The sequence below is a fragment of the Bacillus pumilus genome (genome assembly GCF_024498355.1).
GTDB classification, from domain to species: domain Bacteria; phylum Bacillota; class Bacilli; order Bacillales; family Bacillaceae; genus Bacillus; species Bacillus pumilus_P.
The window spans coordinates 398,127-418,420 of sequence record NZ_CP101833.1; the positions used below are offsets into that span (position 1 = coordinate 398,127).

A 20,294-nucleotide genomic window follows, 5' to 3' on the forward strand; every position below is an offset into this window, starting at 1 on the left:
AGAAGAATGCTAGTTAGTAGACGAAAAGGAAATGCAGCAAATCATATCGTCAGAATCAACGGAAAACGAATCGATCTCAAAGCAGTAGAGCGCGTCATCATGCTTCACTTTCCCCTAGAGGAATGTGTTTTGATCCCGAAGAAAAAACAAGAGGGCGGCCTATCGCTTGTGCTATTTGCACAGGCGAAGGACCCTTCGCTGACAAGGGAGGATCTGATGAACGGCCCGCTTCATCCTTATGAAGTGCCAGCCGCTCTCGTCTTATTACCTTCCTTGCCAAAGACAGAAAGTGGAGCAGTCGATACAGAGGCACTGCTTTCAATTGATCTACTAGATCAAGAGGAATTAAGAAAGATAGAAGAACGCACCAAAGACATAGATGGAGTAGAGGAAGCGGCTGCTTTCATTGAGAGTCAGACAGAAAGACAGACGCCCTATCATTTAGATGACTTATTCCCTGATAGACAGCGTACTCAAGGAAACGAATCGATCTCAAAGGGTGAAGCCAGCGAAACAAAACAATCATCTGCCCATGAAAAACCGCCAGCACTAGTTTACGGCGGTGATGTCATCGAAAAACCAGGTACACCTGTCACACTGACAGAGGTGTTGATCCGTGCAGCCTTTATGTCACCTGACCGCGGGGTCACTTATATCAAAGAAGGCGGTCACACGGTGAACCAAACCTACCCTGAACTACTAACAGGCGCTGAACGGGTCCTGTCTGGATTAAGGGCAGCAGGACTGACAAACGGTGATCAAGTGTTACTACAATTGAAAGATCATCACGATTTTATCACGGTGTTCTGGGGCTGTATTCTCGGTGGAATCATTCCAACCCCAGTCTCTGTGCCGCCTGTGTATGATGAAATGAATCAAGGTGTGAACAAGCTGAAGGGAGTGTTTCAGCTGCAAAACGAACCTTTCATCATTACAAACGAAGCGAGTGCTGAGGAGATTGCCGGGCTGCGAGAGACATTTGAATCAAAAGCGATTCCTATTTTAACAATCGAAACATTGCTGGCGTGTGAACCAGATGAACAGCATTATGAGCCGGAGCCGGATGAGCCTGTGCTTCAGCTGCTATCTTCAGGAAGTACGGGTGTACCAAAATGTATCCGTCACAACCATCAAAGTATTTTGTCTAGAATCATCTCCTTTGAGCAGGCAAATGGTTTTACGTATGAGGATGTGTCGCTTAACTGGATGCCGCTTGACCATGTAGGAGGTATTGTCATGTTTCATGTACATGATGTTTACCTAGGCTGCCAGCAGATTAGTCCATCCATTGATCAATTTATCGAGCGGCCGATGGTGTGGCTTGATTGGATAGAAACATACGGCGTCACCAGAACATGGGCACCAAACTTTGCTTTTGCCATGATGAATGAATATGAGGACGAGATTTGCAAGGGGAGCTGGGATCTCTCTACCCTGACCTATATCATGAATGCAGCCGAAGCGGTGGTTCCAAAAGTAACGCAGCGCTTCATGCATATCATGGGTCAGCACGGGTTAAGCCGCCATGCGATGGTGCCGGCTTACGGTATGTCAGAAACATCCTCAGCCATTGTTCAGTCAAAGGAATTCATGCGGCAGGGTGATCAGGATGGACAGCTGACCATCGACCAGACCTCGTTAGCAAGTGAGATTCAATATGTAGCGCATGATCATCCGCACAAGATGACGTTTACAGAAGTAGGTGCGCCGATTCCTTCTGTATGGATTCGGATTGTAGATGAGCATCACCAGGTACTGCCAGAAGATCAGGTGGGGCGCTTGCAGGTGAAGAGCCCAACGATCATGATGGGCTACTATCGAAATGAGGAAGCCAATCAAGAAGTATTTGCGGAAAACGGCTGGTTTCACACAGGGGATTTAGGGTTTATTCACGAAGGGCGTCTTGTCCTTACAGGCCGGGAAAAGGACATCATCGTCATCAACGGAGCGAACTATTTGAATTACGAAATTGAAGCCGTTGTGGAAGAAGTTGACGGGGTTGAAGTCACCTTTGCCGCTGCGTACGGCATTTATAATCCGGAATCAAGCAACGATACGCTCGCCGTCTTTTTTGTCTCACAAAAGGATTCGATAGAGGATCAAATCATGATGATTCAGCAGATTAGAGAGGCGATCATTCGAAAAATTGGGATAGAGCCTGATCATATCATTCCGGTGAAAAAAGACCAATTTCCGAAAACAGAAAGTGGGAAAATTCAGCGTGCCCAGTTAGGCGCGGCGCTTAAAGATGGAGTGTTCCGCGACATTGAACGTGCACTTGATCTTGCCTCAGAAAATGATCAAACACTCCCAGATTGGTTTTTCAAACGCATATGGGCGAAGGAACATATCGGTCCGTCTCAGCCAGCTTCCATTGATCATATACTCGTTTTCGAGGATGAAAAAGGTCTTTACCAATCGCTTTACGCACAATTCGAACAAACGAATCAGCCCTATGTTTCTGTGAAGAAGGGGCATGAATTTTTACGCCTGTCAAAAGGAATGTATCAGATGAATCCGAGAATCAAGGGGGATTACGTCAGGCTCATTGCAGCGCTTGAAGCAGATGAACTAAAGACCGGCCGCATGCTCCATCTGTGGAATGTGTCGGACAAAGAAGAGATCGTTGATCCTGCTCAGTTCAAAGAACTGCATGAAAGTACCAGCCAATCCATTTTGTATCTATATCAAGCGCTGAGACAAGAAAACCAAGAGCCGATCCGTCTCGCCGTTGTGACAAAAGGTGGTCAATTTGTGAACCCGCAAGACGATCTTCATGTTGCAAAAACAGCGCTGGTCGGTCTGTTAAAAACCATCCCGCAAGAATGGGAAGGGGCAGAGGTGTCTCATATTGATATTGAAGCGGAGAATGTGGAACAGGATGCCAAACGCATAGCTGAAGAACTGTCTGCGATTCATATGAAATCAGAGGTGGCTTACCGACAGGGGCATCGTCTCGTACCAAAGCTGGAAAAAGTCGATATGATCGAAGCACCTCAAACAGAAGGATTTTTAGAATATGAAGGTCTTTATTTGCTGACTGGAGGACTTGGCGGTATTGGGTTTGAGCTGTCTAAGCAGATGCTCCAATTTGGCTTAAAGCTCGTGTTAATTGGACGGACGCCTCTTGAAGAAGACGGGGAAAAGGAAAAGGCGTTCTCACAGCTTAAAGGTCTTGGAGACGTCATCTATGTCCAAGCCGATGTGACCCATTTATCCGATGTCGAGCAGGCGATTTATGAAGCGGAAAAGCATTTTGGACAGTCGATCCGGGGAGCGCTCCATTTAGCCGGAGCTGGCAATGTGTCTGAGCATTTTCAGCATGCGGACAAGTATACACTGGCTCATACATCAGAGGAAGATTTCACAAAAGAATTATCAGGAAAAGCAGACGGAGCCTGGGTGCTGCAGGAAGCCTTCAAGCATGATCCGACAGTACCACTCGTCTTTTTTGGATCGGTCAATGGCTTTTTTGGCGGTACAACATTCGGGGCATACTCTGCGGCGAACAGTTTTTTAGATGGACTCGCGCACGCTCTCACCTTTCAAGAGGGAAGAAGAGCGATCTCTTTGAACTTCAGCATGTGGGATAATCTTGGTTTGTCTAAGGGACATACCGGGGCAGCACTAACCGTACGCAAGGGATTTCAAATGATTGGAAAGAAACAAGGTCTTCACTCATTATGTCTAGGTATTCGGCTAAATGAAGCGCACCTATTTATCGGCTTGGACGGAGCGAATCCGGAAATCGCTGGGCATCTTCAACCAGCTCCAATGCCGCATTTTGAGAAAAAGCTTTATTATACTGTTCAGCCCGGTAAAGAAGTGAATCTTGACGATATCACGGGCGTAACAGTGGGTGACTGGGAGATCAGACAACTACCGGATATACCGAAAAAACAAGATGGCTCTATTGATCATGAAGCCCTCGAGCTGAATCATCATAAAAACGTACACCAGCTTGAAAAACAATTACCAGAAACGCAGACAGAGCAGGTGCTTGCGGCTATATGGGAGGACATTTTAGAAGTAGATCGTGTGTACAAAGAGGATCAATTTTTTGACCTTGGCGGACATTCATTAAAGGCGACTCAAACGATTTCCCGCATCAATCATGAGTTTTCAATCAAGGCACCATTAAAAATACTATTTGAAAGCAAACATCTGGCACATTTGGCGCAAATGGTCGAGGACATCAAAGGAGCTCCAGCCGTTCTTGAAGCCAAGATTCCAAAGCTGGAAAAGCAAACAAGCTATGAGCTGTCACATGCCCAGCAGCGGATTTGGTTCTTATCCACATTAGAAAAGAGCCACCATTACAATATATTAGGTGCTTGGAAGCTGACAGGACGATTACACATTCAAGCATTAACGAAAGCGATTGGTCATTTAACGAAGCGTCATGAGGCACTGCGCGCAACATTCAAATCACTTGGCGGCAAGCCGGTTCAACTCATTCGTGAAGACCTGCCGCCATCAGTGACAGTTGCGAATTTCTCATTATTTAATGAAAAAACAAGAGCGAGAAGACTGGAGCAGCTCATTCATCAAGAAGCGAACCGCATCTATGATTTAGAAAGAGGCCCACTTGCACAGTGGACAATTGTGAATATGGGCAAAGAGGAATATTACCTGCTTTGCGCACAGCATCACATCATTTCAGATGCATGGTCGCTCAGCCTGCTCATTCAGGAACTAGAAGTGGTATATGACGCGTTGCTTGCAGAGAAAACACCTCAGCTCCCAGCGCTTGAAATTGAATGGACAGATTATGTTCATTGGGAAAATGAACAATTAAAGCATCATCAAGCTGACCAAACCTATTGGCTTGATACCTTACAAGGAGAGCTTCCGGTGTTAGAGCTGCCGTTTGACCGCCTTCGTCCGCCGGTTCAAACATTCAACGGAGCTACAGAGCAAATCGTACTGGATGAACCGCTTGTCCGGCGCTTGCAGGCCTTGTCCAAGCAGCAGGGCACAACGCTCTTCATGACGATGCTGTCAGCGTATTACGTTCTGCTTCACAAGCTGTCAGGGCAAACAGATGTCATCGTTGGTTCGCCTATCGCAGGACGCGATGCCGAACAATCAGAGCAGATCGTTGGGATGTTTGTGAATACACTCGCGCTGAGACAGGACGTCTCAAAAGTGGATACATTTGCTGATTTAATGGAAAACGTGAAAGAGATGACATTAAAAGCCTTTGAGCATCAGCATTATCCATTTGACAAGCTTGTCGATGACCTTTCAATTGATAGAGATTTAAGTCGATCACCTATTTTCCAAGTCGCCATGGGATATGTAACAGATTCGTTAGAGGTAAACCTAAAAGGGCTGACAACTGAACATGTGATGGTTCATCATACAGTATCTAAATTTGATCTGACTCTGCATGTATTTGAACAGGAAGATCAGCTGTCTATTCATGTGGAATACAATACGGATTTATTTGATCAAGAAACCATCCATCGTTATATGAATTATTATCTCCACCTGTTAGATGGCATGACGGCTCAGCCTGAACGCACTTTTGCTGATTTTTGCTTAATGGACAAAGCAGAACAGGATGCGATGATCATAGGCAAAAACCAAACCGAAACGTCTTATCCAAAGTGTACGCTTCAAGAGTTGTTTGAAGAACAGGTACAGCGTGATCCGCAGCGCATTGCCTTGTCCTATATGGAAGAGCACATGACGTATCAAGCCTTGGATGAGAAGGCAACACAACTTGCTGCTTACTTGCAGTCAAAAGGAATTGGACCAGGTTCACTTGTACCGATGCTCTTTGACCGTTCCTTTGACATGATTGTCTCGGTACTAGGGATCGTCAAGTCGGGTGCTGCGTATGTTCCGATGTCACCTGAATATCCTGATGCACGAATACGTCTGATCGTTCGTGATACACAAAGTGATGTGATCTTAACCCAGTCTCATTTTGCAGAGCGTCTAGTAGATTTTACAGGTACAAAGATTGAAATGGACAAGCCATTACCAGAAACAGACGCAGTGTATGAAAGAGAAAAATCGATCATAGGAGGAGACCAGCTGGCCTATGTCAACTACACATCAGGCTCAACTGGCACACCTAAAGGCGTGATGCTCCCCCATGCAGGAGTTGTTCGCTTAGTTAGAGAAACAAACTATATTGAACTAGGCTCAGAAGATAAGATGCTTCAGCTGTCAAACTATGCATTTGATGCTTTTACATTTGAATTATGGGGAATGCTGCTGAATGGCGGTCAGCTGATTTTGATCCCAAAATATGCAGCACTGAATATGGACGAATTAACTCGGTTGATCAAAACGCATCAAGTGACAGCCAACTGTCTGCCAACCGCATTATTCAATCGACTGATTGAGCACGACCCAAAAAGTGTGGCAGGCTACCGCACCTTACTCGTTGGCGGAGAAGCCATGTCAAGTGAGCATGCCCGAAAGGCATTGCCACATATGGAAGGTGTACTCGTCAATGCTTACGGTCCAACAGAAAACACGACCTTAGCGACAACTCATCAAGTCACACACGTGCCAGAGCATGCAAGATCAGTTCCAATTGGGGTCCCAGTGGCAAACTCGACTGTCGTCATACTAGATGAATATTTCAAACCAGTACCAGCAGGCGTAAAGGGAGAAATCTATATCGGCGGAACAGGACTGGCTAAAGGGTATCTCCATGACCCAGAACGGACGCAGGAACGGTTTATTGACAATCCATTCCCGGCTTTAAAAGGAGACAAGCTGTATCGTTCAGGTGATCTAGGGAAATGGCGGTCAGATGGCAGCATAGAATATCTCGGCCGAAAAGACAATTTGGTGAAAATTAGAGGCTACCGGATCGAATGTGGAGAAATTGAGACAGCCCTGCTCAAGCATCCGCAAGTAAAAGAATGTACAGTCATCGCCAAAACGTATGGCAGTTCAAAACGGCTGGCGGCTTACCTTGTCACAGATGGGGAGAATCCTGTTCCGGGCTGGAAAGCATTTTTACAGGAAAGCCTGCCAAGCTATATGATTCCAAGTTACTTTATCGCACTGGATGCGATTCCAGTCACAACGAACGGGAAAGTCGATCAAAAAGCCCTGCCAGAACCGACGGAAATGATCTCTTCCTCTCATGAAACCGGCAAACCGGCAACTGAAACGGAACAACTGGTTGTCTCAGCTTTCATGGAAGTGCTTGGTGTGAAACAAGTTGGCGTGCATGACTCCTTCTTTGATTTAGGCGGAGATTCGATTATGAGTATCCAGGCTGTTGCCAAATTAAAAGAAAAAGGCGTTCGTGTTGATCCAAAATGGATTTTCATGCATCCAGCGCCAGCGCAGTTAGCCGCTTACTTGGACACATTGCCAGAAACCGGCGATCACGTAGAAAGAGAACCGAAGGACTATGTGATCGAGCTGAAAAAAGGCGATCCAGCTGAACCGAGTATTTTCTTTGCACCACCTGCCGGGGGGACGGTGATGGGCTATATCGATGTCGCTAAGCTCATGACACATCAAGGAGCCGTTTACGCTTTGCAGTCACCAGGCTTATATGAGGATGAAGAACCACAATTTCTTCATTACACAGAGCTTGTCACCATTTTTATCGAAGCCATTGAGACCTTCTATCGACCAGGAATTGACTACCTAGCAGGGCATTCGATGGGCGGCCATCTTGCATACGGAATGAACCAGCGGCTCTGCCATGCAGGAAAAGCGCCGAAAGGACTGATCATTTTAGATACGGTTCCAGTGCTAAGAGATGAGGCAGATCAAGCACTCCATGCCGATATGAACGAAGAAGAAGTGAAAATGCTTGCGCTCGTCCTTGGAATGGGAAATCTTGTCGGAATCCAGCCAGAAGCTTTACAAGGATTGAGCTTCCAAGAAGTGAAGCAGAAAATACTCAAAGAGGCAGAAAAGGATGAAGTGGTCCATCAATTTATGAATGATCACTATTTAGATAAATACTTGCAAATGCAGACGCATAATACGATCATGTCACAAGCCATTGAATTAGAAAAAGAACCGTTCCCTGTGCCGTTTTATATTGTACAAAGCAGTGATCACGCCACAGATTTCCAGAAGAAGTTTGCAGACTGGGAGGCTTATACGAAAGAGACATGCACCTATTATCAAATCAAAGGCGACCATGTCACCATGATGAAGAGGCCGCAGGCTGACGAACTTGCACGGATTCTTCAAACTATCATAAAGGGGTAAGGACGTATGAATCAGTTATTTAAAACCTTTGAAAAAAAATCAGACCTCATTCAGCTTATTTGTTTTCCTTTTGCAGGCGGATATTCCGCCTCTTACCGTCCACTCTTTGAACAGCTGAAGGGCATTGCCGAAGTGACAGCAGCAGAGCCCCCGGGCCATGGGACCAATCTCATGCCGCTTGAATCAAGCATTGATCGGCTGGCTGAGTTGTACAAAGAAGGATTGACAGGCAAATTGAACCGTCCATTTATCTTATTCGGACATTCAATGGGAGGACTTGTGGTGTACAGACTGACCCAGCTGCTAGAAAAGGAAGGGATATATCCTGCAGCAGTGGTGATCTCAGCCATTCAGCCGCCACAAACAAAAAGACAGATTCTGACCCATTTATCCAATGAAGCATTTGTTCAGCATATTGCCGAAATGGGCGGGATTCCAAAAGAATTATTAGAGAACAAGCCAATGATGGATTACTTTACACCGTCCTTGCGTGCAGACTATCAAGCACTAGAAACCTTCCAGCATACAGACAAATCCATCATCGAAGCACCCGTATATTTATTCAACGGAAAGCAAGATGAGAAATGCATGCAAGATGCAAGCGGCTGGCTAAAATGGGCAAAAACCATCGAACGCACCAATTTCGACGGAGGTCACATGTATATCAACACACACCTTGAGCATTTCGCAGAACAGATGAGACATGTCATTGAACATGCAACAAATCAACAATTGATCAGACATTAAAAAGAAAGCGGTCCTCGTTTGAGGGGCCGCTTTCTTTTATGAATTCTGCTTCTTCACCACATTCCCGCCAATCACCCCGCCAATGACCAACACAGCCCCGATGATATGATACATATCAATCGTTTCATGTAAAATGAGAACCCCGGCGCCTATTGTGATAAACGCAGATAGATTGTTAAAGGTGCTGACCTTTGCAGCTTCAAGCTGAGAGAGTGCGTAGTTAGATAAATATGCAGTGAGAAGTGATGAGAAAATGCCTAAAAAGAGCATAGACCATACAAAAGATGGATGTGTAAATGGACTGAAAAATTGCGTCATTGTATGGTTTACCGAGTGTCTAATGAGCGCTGCTGCATTGAAAAAGACAAATCCAAAGAATGTCATCATGAAGGTGAGTTCAATCACATGGAACCGCCGTGTAATCACTCGGGCAAATACACTGTAAGCACTGGATGACAAGGCAGAAAGTAAAATCAGCACATAGCCGATCATGTGTGAATGTTTCACATCAATTCCCTTCATCACAAAGAGGAGCATCACCCCGCACGCAGAAAGAATGGTAAAGAGCACCTGTATCCATGTGGCACGTTCCTTTAAAAACCACGCTGCCAGCACCATCGTCAGAATGGGAATCGTCGCCTGAATGATACCAGCCTCTGACGAAGACGTATACATTAGCCCCCACACTTGAAATGCAAAAAACAAGACAGGATAAAGCAAGGAAAACGGTACAAGGTAGAAGAGATCACGCCATTGAAAGGATAAACGGTACTTCTTTCGTAAAAATGGATACAGCAAAAGAGCAGCTGCAAAAGAAACTGTAAAGCGGTGTGCCAATAAATCAATCGCATTCGCTGATTCTAATGCGATTTTGACAAATAAGAATGAAAAACCAATGATACAAGCGTATGCTATCGCGGCAAAGTACGCTTTTTGTTTTGAAATGTCCACAACGTTTCTCCTTACAAGAGCATGCATGCTTCAGTTGAATAGACCGGTTCTGTCTTTCTATCGTAAACGGATTATCTTAGGTGTACAATAAGAGTTCATGATATCTGTACCGGTACAAGGGGGAAATGGTGTGAGGAAATATGATCAGCTTGTTTTGAGCTTAAAAGAGAGAATCGAGTGCGGTGAGTACAGGGCTGGTATGAAAATCCCTTCAATTCGCCACTTAGCAGCTCAATATGCTGTGAGTAAAAGCACGGTCATTAAAGCGCTAGACACATTGGAACGTGAACACCTGCTTTATTCTGTGGAAAGAAGCGGCTATTTTGTCGTGAAAACGAATCAGTCTTTGGGCAAGCAGGACAGCACACGGATTGATTTCGCTTCATCGGCGCCTGATCCTGTTGTGTTTCCATATGTCGATTTCCAGCACTGCATCAACCAAGCGATCGATTTGTATCAAAATGATCTATTTATTTACGGCACAGCCAACGGATTACCATCGCTGCTGCCAGTCATTTCAAAGCGATTGATGGATTATCAGGTATTTGCAAATCCAGAACAGATCGTCATGACCTCTGGTATTCAGCTGGCTTTATCGATTTTAAGCACCATTCCGTTTCCGAATGGAAAACAGACCATATTAGTCGAACAGCCTGGCTATCACCTATACCTCAAATATTTAGAGAAAAATCAATTGCCCGTGCGCGGGATTCAGCGGACTGAAAAAGGACTAGACCTTCAGGAATTGGAGCGCATCTTTCGAGAAGAGGAGATTCGCTTTTTCTACACGATGCCAAGATTTCAAAATCCGCTTGGAACGAGTCTATCGAAACAAGAAAAAATAGCGATTGCTGCCCTTGCTAAGACATATGATGTCTACATCGTTGAAGATGATTATGTAGCTGATTTAGAATTCGATACAAAAAGAGACCCGATCTATTCTTACGATCAGGCGGGAAAGGTCATTTATTTAAAAAGCTTCTCAAAAATCATCTTTCCAGGACTTCGAACAGGAGCTGTCGTCTTACCTGAAGAACTGATTGGACCTTTTAGTGAACACAAACGGCTCATTGATATCGACAGCTCGATGCTGTCTCAGGCAGCCTTAGAAATTTATTTGAAAAGCGGGATGTTTGAGCGGCATAGAGAAAGGATGCGGACAACCTATCGAAACCGATCCAAACAGCTGGTGACATGTTTAAAAAACGACCAAGGCACCTACCAGCTGGGGGAGGAGGACCCAGCTACCCATACACATCTTCTTGTCGATCGGTCCATTCCAATGAATCACCTCATTCAGCAGCTGAAAAAGGCATCTGTTTACGTTCAGCCAATAGACCGCCATTACATCTCTACTTTTCAGAAAGACTCCATTCTTCCACTGAACATCTGGCACGTGAAAGAAGAACAATTAACACGTGGAGTCGATTTGTTAAAGACGGCACTTCAGCAAATCGCACGTTATTAAAGGCGGGACAGCACCTCGTTGCAAGTGAGTGTCTCGACACTCTCAGCCGCAGCAGGTTTTCTTGTGCAAACGGCCATTTGATAAGCAGGATCAAGTGAGTATATTTGGACAAAGCAAGGGGCTTCATGATCAGGTAATGTCAAAGAAGCCTGTCCATCTGCTGACAGACGGGCTGTAAAGGACGAAAGACCATAGGATAATCCCTTTCCAGTCAGCTTGATAAAGGCCTCCTTCATTGACCATAGATGAAAGAAGTAGGCTTCCTGTCGTTCCGCCGGTTGTGAAAGTAAATCCTGATATTCATCAGCTGAAAAAAACCGCTTGGCAATCGCTAGATCAATGGGCTTCATCTCCTCAACATCGATGCCAACGGGTGCATCATCTACTGCGCAAACCACCCAATCGCCAGAGTGAGAAAGGTTAAAATGAAAGGAAGGGATTTGCCGGACGACAGGCTTGCCATTTTCCTCTGTTTCAAACACAATTTGATCTATAGGAATGGCGTACATATCATGGATGATTTGACGAATCAACACTTCACCTAACAGCGTTCTTCTTGCATCGATCAGAAAACGAAAGCGCTCAGCCGCAGCGCGCTTTTCAGGTGACACAAAGGGCTTCAGCCGATCGATTTGTTTTCGTGCTTCTATGTCATGTAATTGTTGTAATTGGATAGCGAAAATCTTCATAACGAACCTCAATTTTTTACATTTATTGTACCATTTGAGGGAGCCGTGCAAAAGGAGAACAGGAATCATCGTGAAAAAAGCTGCAAGAGGATTCTTCTCCTGTTTGTGGATATGGGAATATTCAGTTTATTTGGTGTAGCACAAGAAAAGCCATTCTCATCAGTAGAATGGCTTTTTCCTATCGGATAAGGGTTTGAACGGGTTTCTCTGCCGTTTTTGTAATAAGCAGCTGCAAAAGCCGTGTGGATTGTGGCAAGGAGAAACGGAGTACGAGTCCTGTAAAGATGGCGGTCAGAATTGTTCCAATTCCGATCGGTCCGCCAAGCATCCATGCAAATAGAAGCACTGTTAACTCAATTCCATTTCGGACCCATTGCACGTTCAAGCCTGTTTTTGCTGAGATGAGCAGCATTAATGAATCTCTTGGCCCGGCGCCAAGATTGGCTGAAACATAAATGCCGACACCGTAACCAGAAACAACAACGCCCGTAATAAACACATATAAAGCGGGTAAATACCCATGTGGTGCAGGTAATACCGCATTAAAGAAATCAATAAACACGCCAATCAGCACCATGTTCAGTAAAGCGCCGATCTTTGGAAATGATTTCGTGAAAACAGATGTCAGTGTCACAATCAGTGCACCAATAATGATGGACCATTGCCCAATCGTGAGTCCAAAGTGCTGAAACAGTCCGTAATGAAAAGCGTCCCAAGGACCAATTCCAAGGATCTTTCCTTTCACTGTCAGTGATAGTCCAAAAGCAAGTACGATCAATCCAACAAAATAAAAAAACCAACGAAAAAGATGTTCCCGCTTCAAAAGCATTCCCTTCTTTCTTAAACACTCGATTTCCATCGTAACATACTCACACGCCCCTTTAAATGGCTTTGCTCAATTGTAATCGCTTTCTTCAGAAAAGAATTTTCCCACTAAAAAAGAGTGAAAACATCAAAATAAGCAGCAAGACTTTCGAATTGTTTTTTCTTGACAATGCGAACCATTAATTTCCTTTTTTTAAGAGAATAAGAAAAAAATTCAATATAGATTGACAGAAAAATAAGCTTTAACCAATTAAAGAATAATTATCATGAAATAGAAGAGATTGTATGGAAATTACGTCATTAGACCTGTTTGAAAGGCTAGATAAATACTGAGATTTATTATAAAAAGAGCTTCTTTTATTGGAAAAAACACAAGAAAACCAAACAGTTAGAGGCATCTATTACCAAAGGGCTATTTTTGTCGAAAATAGTCGTTTAGTCATGTTGAGGATTCTGAAATATTACTGATATTCTTTACCAAAGTATGGGGGGTGAGCTGGTACATACCTTTGCTATATGAAGCACGAAAAAAGGGAGGTCAAAGAATGAACATATTGAAAAGAACGAGTCAATTATTTCTTATATTGGTGCTGATTGTTGGAAATTTATTAACGGTCTCACCAGCTGTTTCTCAAGCAGCTGGGACGGTGGTTGTAAACAACACAGATTCCTACATGATTGGAAGAGATCCATTGACTCTTTATCAGCTTGATGGGAATAATCCAACCAGCGTAAAAGCTAGTGTGCAGGTGAAAGGGATTAATACGAATTTAGTCAACGGTGTTGCTGTCAATGATCAAGAAAATACTGTGTATGCTACTACGACAGCAAGCGGAGAGCCTGTTCTTTATAAAATAAATGCAACTTCTGGACAAGCAGAGCGTGTAGGTGTACTAGGTGGAGGTGCTTCTAATGCCGTTGTTCATAATAGTAAATATATACATTCTTATGCTTCAGGTGGTGAATACTTCCTTGGAACGTACGATTTAGCTACGGGTCAAAAAACGTCCAAAAAAATTGTAGGCTATGACATCGGCTCTGGCGTTGGCGGGGACCTTGTAGTCGATAAAGACGGCTATCTTTGGTTCGCATCTAATGGAAGTGGAGCCATTGCGCAAATGAATCCTGATACAGCTGAAGTCATTCGTGTCATTCCAATTAAAAATGCGGATGGTAAAATGATTGACGGAGGCGTTCGGGGGATTAGCTTTTTGCCAAATGGACAAATGCTATTACAGTCAGGGTTAAATGAGTCTATCGGACATTCTACTCTTTTTACACTTGATGCGAAAACATTAAGTACAACTTATATGGGTACTGCAGGTAATTCATTATCTTACGACTTAGCTTCACGGGTGAAACCAGAATTTGATCCATATCCTCCAGAGCTTGAATCAGAAAAATCTGTTGTCTTACAGAAAAAAGCAGATGGCAACACAGATGAGAAGCATCCAGAAGTAGGCGACACGCTGCTTTATACAATTAAAGCAAAAAATACCGTGCAATATGGTATTGTTAAAAATCTGATCATATCAGATAACCTTCCGAGCAGCTTAACCTATGTTCCAGGCTCGCTTAAGGTGGATGGCGCAAGTGTAACAGATGCCAAAGATCAAGACAAAGGTGACTATACAAACGGCACTGTGACTGGTCAAATAGGTGACGTGAAAAATACTGGTTGGCACACAGTGACATTTGAAGCGAAAGTAGGAAAAGGTCAAGCGGGTAAAGACATTCAAAACACAGCGAATGTAAAGGGAGAAAATACCCCGCCAGACAAACCAACAACGAACATAGAAATCTACCCGCGCGATCCAAAGCTTGAATCAGAAAAATCAGCGGTCTTACAGAAAAAAGCAGATGGTAATACAGATGAGAAGCATCCAGAAGTAGGCGACACATTACTGTATACCATTCAAGCCCGTAATGCTGTTGAAGACAGCGTCATTGAAGATCTTGTGATTTCTGACAAGTTACCTCAAGGATTATCTTATGTACCAAATTCGCTACAGATAGATGGGAATCCAGTCACAGATACAAAAGATCAAGACAACGGTGATATGACAGATGGAACTGTTACTGGAACGTTCGGTGAAGTGAAGGATGCGACATGGCATACCGTGACGTTCGAAGTGACGGTGGACAAAGGTCAGGCAGGCAAAGATATTCAAAATACAGCCAACGTGACAGGCGGCAACACACCGCCGGACGAGCCGACAACGAATGTAGAGATCTATCCTCGTGAACCAAAGCTGACTTCTGAAAAAACAGCCGTCTTGCAGAAAAAAGCAGATGGTAATACAGATGAGAAGCATCCGGAGGTCGGTGACACACTTCTTTATACAATTAAAACCAAGAATACGATAGAAGACAGTCTCGTTGAAAACTTAGTGATCTCAGATGAACTGCCAGAAGGATTAGCATATGTGCCGAATTCACTTGAGGTAGACGGACAAGCGGTTACAGATGAGCAAGATCAAGACAATGGGGACGTCACAAATAGGACCGTCTCAGGACAATTCGGTGACATTAAGGATACAGATTGGCATACAGTGACTTTTGAGGTCACGGTTGAAAAAGGACAATCTGGTCAAGACATTCAAAACACAGCCAGCGTCACAGGTAACAACACACCACCAGACGATCCGACAACAAAAACAGAAATCTATCCTCGTGACCCAAAGCTTGAATCAGAAAAATCAGCGGTCTTGCAGAAAAAAGCAGAAGGGAACACAGATGAAGAGCATCCAGAGGTCGGAGATACCCTGCTTTATACAATTAAAACAAAGAATACGATAGAAGACAGTTTGATTAAAGATTTAGTGATTTCAGATCAATTACCAAAAGGGTTGAAGTATGTCACGGGGTCCCTTCAAATTGATGGAGAATCTGTCTCAGATGTGAAAGACGACGATAGCGGAAACTACACAGATGGAAAGGTCACAGGTTCTTTTGGTGATGTCAAGGATACAGACTGGCATACAGTCACCTTTGAAGTGACAGTTGAAAAAGGACAGGCTGGTCAAGACATTCAAAACACAGCCAGCGTCACAGGGGAAAACACACCACCTGATGATCCGACAACGAACACAAAAATTTACCCGCGTGATCCAAAACTATCATCAGAAAAATCAGCGAGCATTCAGAAAAAGGCAGAAGGCAACACAGATAAAAAGACACCACAGGTAGGCGATACCCTGCTTTATACGATCAAAACAAAGAATCTTGAAGAAGACAGCATCGTTGACAATCTCGTGATTTCTGATGAACTGCCAGCAGGTCTTCAATATGTTGAAGGATCACTGAAGGTAGATGGACAGACTGTTACAGATGCAAAAGATGACGACAACGGAGATTACACAAAAGGCACAGTAACCGGTCAATTTGGCCAAATCAAAGACACGGACTGGCATACGGTTACCTTTGAAGCGAAGATCGCCAAAGGCCAAGCGGATAAAACCATTCAAAACACAGCGAAAGTAACAGGCGATAATACACCGCCAGACGAACCAACAACCGAAACAAAAATTGATCCAAGAGATCCAAAGCTTGAATCAGACAAAACATCTGAGATCTCTCAAAAAGCAAAAGGAAATACAAATGAAAAACAAGTTCAGGTAGGCGACACTCTCCTTTACACCATCAAAACAAAAAATAGTGTAGAAGACAGTATCATCAAAGATTTAGTTATCGCAGATAAACTGCCAGAAGGTCTTGAATATGTCGAAGGATCATTAAAAGTAGACGGACAAGCTGTCACAGATGCAAAAGATGACGACAATGGAGATTACACAAAAGGCACAGTGACCGGTCAATTTGGTGACATCCAAGATACAAAATGGCATACAGTGACTTTCGAAGCGAAGGTTGCTAAAGAATATGAAGGTCAAACGATTCAAAATATCGCAGTAGTGAATGGTGAAAATGTAGACGATCCAGACAAACCGGAAAACTCAACTACGGTGGAACCACCTCATGTGCCAGAGGTGCCAGCTAATCCAGACCAACCTTCTGAGCCGCAAAAGGATACACCGGGTCATCACCTTCCGAATACCGCAACAGCGATGTACAACCTTTTACTAGCAGGATTTGCCCTTGTTTTAATAGGTGCAGCCCTTATTGTATGGAATAGAAGAAAAAGAAACGGATAAACGTCAAGGTGTCAAAAATTGATCTCTGCCATATTGATCACGGCGGGTCTTTGTCTAGCGATTGTTGGATATTTGAAGGTCATTGATGGACAAAGGGAAGTCGATCAGTCATTCCAGTCTGCACAAGCAGCCATCCAGCAAAAGGAGTCTTCTTTTGCACCGCAGGCTGGAGAAATCATTGGGCTTTTGCACATTCCAAAACTAAAGGCTGAGTTGCCGATTGTAGAAGGAACAGAAGCAGATGATTTGGCAAAAGGTGTTGGACATTATCAAGAGAGCTATTTTCCTAATGAACAGGGACAAATTGTTTTATCTGGGCATCGAGATACTGTGTTCAGACGAACAGGAGAACTTGTAGAAGGGGATCAACTCGTCATTGAGCTTTCATACGGTCGATTTACTTATGAAATTGAAAAAACAAAGATTGTGAAGAAAGATGATACAAGTATCATCACACTGCAACATAAAAAAGAAGAACTTGTCCTAACCACATGTTATCCTTTTTCTTATATTGGTCCTGCACCAAACAGATATATTATATATGGGAAGCGTGTTTAGTCACTGGATCAGCTTGCAACTTCTACTTATCTAGCTGATCGCCTGATAAGGGGGAAATCGCCTATATAAGATCTAGAGATGCAGGAGGGGGTCAATTTGATAAACGAAGACGATGTAAGGCATATAGATAAATTCGGAAGAGTTGTCCTTCCGACGAATATTAGAAAAAGGCTGAAGATTCGCCCGCAAGATTTTATAGAGATCTATCTTGAAGAAGGCCAGATTGTGATGAAACCATACTGGCAGGACAAACCTTGTATAGTGACGGGGCAAGTGACATGCTCCAACAAGGTGCTATCAGGTGGATTGGTCATCAGTCCAGAGGGAGCGAGACTGCTGTTGCAAGATCTACTGGCGCTTCGCTTACAAAAAGAGATATAAAAAAAGCTGTTCTCATCACGTGAGAACAGCTTTTTTTCATCATACCGGATTCAAAATCCGGTTTAAGAATTGCTTTGTTCGTTCTTCTTTCGGTTGTTTGAAAATTTCTTCCGGAGGACCTTGTTCGACAATGACGCCGCCATCAATAAAAATCACTTCGTCTGCCACTTCTTGGGCAAATTTGATTTCATGTGTGACAACCGCCATTGTCCAGCCTTCTTTGGCCAGATCCTTCATGACCTTTAACACTTCCCCGACAAGCTCAGGGTCAAGCGCAGAGGTTGGTTCATCAAAAAGCATGAGCTCTGGCTGAATGGCAAGTGCACGGGCTATGCCGACACGCTGCTTTTGACCGCCTGAAAGCTGGAAGGGATACAGATCTTTTTTATCTTCAAGGCCAACCTTTTGCAAGAGCTGGATGGCTTCTTTTCGAACCGTTTCCTTTGGCCGGCGCTGTACTTGAACAGGACCTTCCATCACGTTCTCAAGCACGGTGCGGTGTGGAAACAGGTGATAATCCTGAAACACCATTCCTGACTTGCGGCGAAGTTTCAGCAGATCAGCTGATTTATTTTTTTTCGAAAAATCAATCGAGAAATCATCGAAGGTAAAGGAGCCGCCATTTGGTGTTTCAAGTGCATTCAAACAGCGAAGCATCGTTGTTTTTCCTGAACCTGATGGACCAAGGATGGCCACAACCTGTCCTTTGTTGATCGTAAAATCAATCGACTTTAGAATCTCATTTTCACCAAAGGATTTCTTTAAGCCTTTGACTGTTAGCATGTCGTTCCCTCCTTACCTTGCGACATATCGATCAAGTCGTTTTTCAATTTGGTGCTGAACGAGCGATAGAATGAAGCAGAATACCCAATAGATGAGGGCTGCTTCCATATAAATGAACAAAATTTGATCCAAGTTCGCCGCAGCAATTTCCTGTGACTTACGGAAAAGCTCTGCCACGAGGATTTGGGAGGCAAGAGATGTATCCTTCACCAAACTAATGAATGAATTAGACAGCGGTGGAATCGATACACGCACCGCCTGCGGTAAAATGACACGGACGAGCGTTTTGCGATGCGTCATCCCGATGGAATAACCAGCTTCCCATTGTCCTTTTGGAACAGAAAGGACGGATGCACGGATAATCTCCGACGCATACGCACCTACGTTTAATGAAAAAGCAATAATCGCACTTGGATATGGATCCAGTGTGATATTAAATGTCGGAAAAAAATAGAAAATAATAAACAATTGCACAAAAAGCGGCGTTCCGCGAACGGCCGACACATAGATGGAAAAAATCCATCTGAGCGCTTTGATTTTAGACATTCTAGCAAGAGCTGTCACAAGCGCAATAAAAATACCGATGATAAAGGCAATGATGGCGAGGGGAATTGTATAATAAATTCCCTGCATCACCATTGGCCAGAAAGATTGCTGAAGAAGATCCCAAGGAATGACGACTCCTAGGGTATTATTTTGTAACATCTTCACCAAACCATTTCTTAGAAATCTTCGCGAGAGTACCGTCTTTCTTCATTTCTTTTAATGCGCCATTCACTTTGTCAACGACTTCGCCGCTGCCTTTTCTGAAGGCAAAATAGGTTTCTTGAGGATCTCCTGTTTCAAATGCAACTTTTAGGTTTTTGTTACCGCTTGTTTTCAAGTAGTTCAATACAGCCAATTTGTCATTGAACATCAGATCAGCACGTCCTTGCTGAATCAATTGAATGGATTGTGCAAGACCTTCAACGCCTTCAATCTTAGCGCCAGCATCTGTAGCAAGCTTATTGTAGTTACTTGTTAATGATTGTGCTGCTTTTTTTCCTTTGACATCAGATAGTTTTTTGATGTCGTTGTTATCTGATTTTGTCACAACTATGGCTTGAGACGTTGTGTATTTATCAGAGAACTCGTATTGATTTTCACGTCCAGTTTTACCAACTTGGTTCGCTACCACGTCAAAACGTTTTGAATTCAGTCCAGCAAACATACTGTCCCATTGTGTTTCTTTGAATTCAGGTTTTAAGTCTAGACGTTTTGCTACTTCTGTGATGACCTCTACATCGTAGCCAGTTAATTTATCTGTCTTTTTGTCATGGAATGTGAAAGGAGCATAAGTACCCTCTGTACCGATCGTTAATACGCCTTTATCCTGAATGGATTTCCAAAGGTCACCTGATTCCTTAGACCCAGATTGTTTATTCGCGTTGTCGTTTGCACCTGATCCACATGCCGTGATCAATGCAACACAAGCGCCTAGCATAATGGCAAAGAACATTTTTTTCATTTTATTCCCCACTTTTCTTGTTGGTATTT

At 43.8% G+C, this 20,294-nt stretch carries 12 protein-coding genes; 6 read left to right on the top strand and 6 right to left on the bottom strand.

The genetic code is table 11. The annotated features are described in order from the left end of the window. Positions 1-6 precede the first annotated feature (6 nt). Together NPA43_RS01980 and NPA43_RS01985 are read left to right on the top strand one after the other, a co-directional pair. Positions 7-8,205 (top strand): non-ribosomal peptide synthetase, encoded by an 8,199-nt coding sequence (locus NPA43_RS01980; RefSeq protein WP_256499295.1) that lies wholly within the window; start codon positions 7-9, stop codon positions 8,203-8,205. Between the two features lie 6 nt (positions 8,206-8,211). Beyond that, entirely contained in the window at positions 8,212-8,952 is a 741-nt protein-coding gene (locus NPA43_RS01985) for a thioesterase II family protein (protein ID WP_099726081.1), read from the top strand. A gap of 36 nt (positions 8,953-8,988) precedes the next feature. Here NPA43_RS01985 and NPA43_RS01990 read toward each other — a convergent pair whose 3' ends face one another. Further along, positions 8,989-9,903 (bottom strand): DMT family transporter, encoded by a 915-nt coding sequence (locus NPA43_RS01990; protein WP_099726080.1) that lies wholly within the window; start codon positions 9,901-9,903, stop codon positions 8,989-8,991. Positions 9,904-10,033: 130 nt separating this feature from the next. On the opposite strand from NPA43_RS01990, the gene NPA43_RS01995 reads away from it, so the two are divergent. Continuing rightward, positions 10,034-11,371 carry an aminotransferase-like domain-containing protein gene (locus NPA43_RS01995; protein WP_099726079.1) on the top strand — a complete coding sequence of 446 codons (1,338 nt, stop codon included), beginning with the start codon at positions 10,034-10,036 and terminating at the stop codon, positions 11,369-11,371. Here NPA43_RS01995 and NPA43_RS02000 read toward each other — a convergent pair. Both NPA43_RS02000 and NPA43_RS02005 read right to left on the bottom strand, forming a co-directional pair. Further along, positions 11,368-12,060, bottom strand: a complete 693-nt coding sequence (locus NPA43_RS02000) for a 4'-phosphopantetheinyl transferase family protein (protein ID WP_256499296.1) — start codon at positions 12,058-12,060, stop codon at positions 11,368-11,370. The two genes, NPA43_RS01995 and NPA43_RS02000, sit on opposite strands and share 4 nt — an antisense overlap. A 178-nt stretch (positions 12,061-12,238) precedes the next feature. Further along, positions 12,239-12,889, bottom strand: a complete 651-nt coding sequence (locus tag NPA43_RS02005) for a YczE/YyaS/YitT family protein (RefSeq protein ID WP_370461131.1) — start codon at positions 12,887-12,889, stop codon at positions 12,239-12,241. Between the two features lie 541 nt (positions 12,890-13,430). Between NPA43_RS02005 and NPA43_RS02010 the strand changes: the two genes are divergently transcribed. The 3 genes from NPA43_RS02010 (at position 13,431) to NPA43_RS02020 (ending at position 17,975) form a co-directional block, all read left to right on the top strand. Further along, the gene (locus NPA43_RS02010; RefSeq protein ID WP_256499297.1) at positions 13,431-17,036 is read left to right on the top strand and encodes an isopeptide-forming domain-containing fimbrial protein; all 3,606 of its coding nucleotides are present in this window, start codon (positions 13,431-13,433) and stop codon (positions 17,034-17,036) included. A gap of 18 nt (positions 17,037-17,054) precedes the next feature. Then, the gene (locus NPA43_RS02015) at positions 17,055-17,594 is read left to right on the top strand and encodes a class D sortase (protein WP_256499298.1); all 540 of its coding nucleotides are present in this window, start codon (positions 17,055-17,057) and stop codon (positions 17,592-17,594) included. Positions 17,595-17,690: 96 nt separating this feature from the next. Beyond that, entirely contained in the window at positions 17,691-17,975 is a 285-nt protein-coding gene (locus NPA43_RS02020) for an AbrB/MazE/SpoVT family DNA-binding domain-containing protein (RefSeq protein ID WP_099726074.1), read from the top strand. Positions 17,976-18,014: 39 nt separating this feature from the next. On the opposite strand, the gene NPA43_RS02025 is transcribed toward NPA43_RS02020, so the two are convergent. From NPA43_RS02025 to tcyA, 3 genes are read right to left on the bottom strand one after another with little or no spacing between them, the layout of a single operon-like run. After that, the gene (locus tag NPA43_RS02025) at positions 18,015-18,758 is read right to left on the bottom strand and encodes an amino acid ABC transporter ATP-binding protein (protein ID WP_099726073.1); all 744 of its coding nucleotides are present in this window, start codon (positions 18,756-18,758) and stop codon (positions 18,015-18,017) included. Between the two features lie 12 nt (positions 18,759-18,770). Beyond that, on the bottom strand, positions 18,771-19,463 hold the full coding sequence (locus tag NPA43_RS02030; RefSeq protein ID WP_099726072.1) for an amino acid ABC transporter permease: 693 nt from the start codon (positions 19,461-19,463) through the stop codon (positions 18,771-18,773). Continuing rightward, a complete protein-coding gene (gene tcyA, locus NPA43_RS02035; protein WP_256499299.1) occupies positions 19,450-20,265 on the bottom strand; it encodes a cystine ABC transporter substrate-binding lipoprotein TcyA in 816 nt (271 codons plus the stop codon). Before tcyA ends, NPA43_RS02030 begins: the two co-directional genes overlap by 14 nt. Between the last annotated feature and the right edge of the window lie 29 nt (positions 20,266-20,294).

Excerpts from the sequence above, each read along its gene's own strand:
- tcyA (WP_256499299.1), bottom strand. The coding sequence starts at position 20,265 with ATGAAAAAAATGTTCTTTGCCATTATGCTAGGCGCTTGTGTTGCATTG.
- NPA43_RS02025 (WP_099726073.1), bottom strand. The coding sequence starts at position 18,758 with ATGCTAACAGTCAAAGGCTTAAAGAAATCCTTTGGTGAAAATGAGATT.
- NPA43_RS02005 (WP_370461131.1), bottom strand. The coding sequence starts at position 12,889 with ATGCTTTTGAAGCGGGAACATCTTTTTCGTTGGTTTTTTTATTTTGTT.
- NPA43_RS02000 (WP_256499296.1), bottom strand. The coding sequence starts at position 12,060 with ATGAAGATTTTCGCTATCCAATTACAACAATTACATGACATAGAAGCA.
- NPA43_RS01985 (WP_099726081.1), top strand. The coding sequence starts at position 8,212 with ATGAATCAGTTATTTAAAACCTTTGAAAAAAAATCAGACCTCATTCAG.
- NPA43_RS02030 (WP_099726072.1), bottom strand. The coding sequence starts at position 19,463 with ATGTTACAAAATAATACCCTAGGAGTCGTCATTCCTTGGGATCTTCTT.
- NPA43_RS02010 (WP_256499297.1), top strand. The coding sequence starts at position 13,431 with ATGAACATATTGAAAAGAACGAGTCAATTATTTCTTATATTGGTGCTG.
- NPA43_RS01980 (WP_256499295.1), top strand. The coding sequence starts at position 7 with ATGCTAGTTAGTAGACGAAAAGGAAATGCAGCAAATCATATCGTCAGA.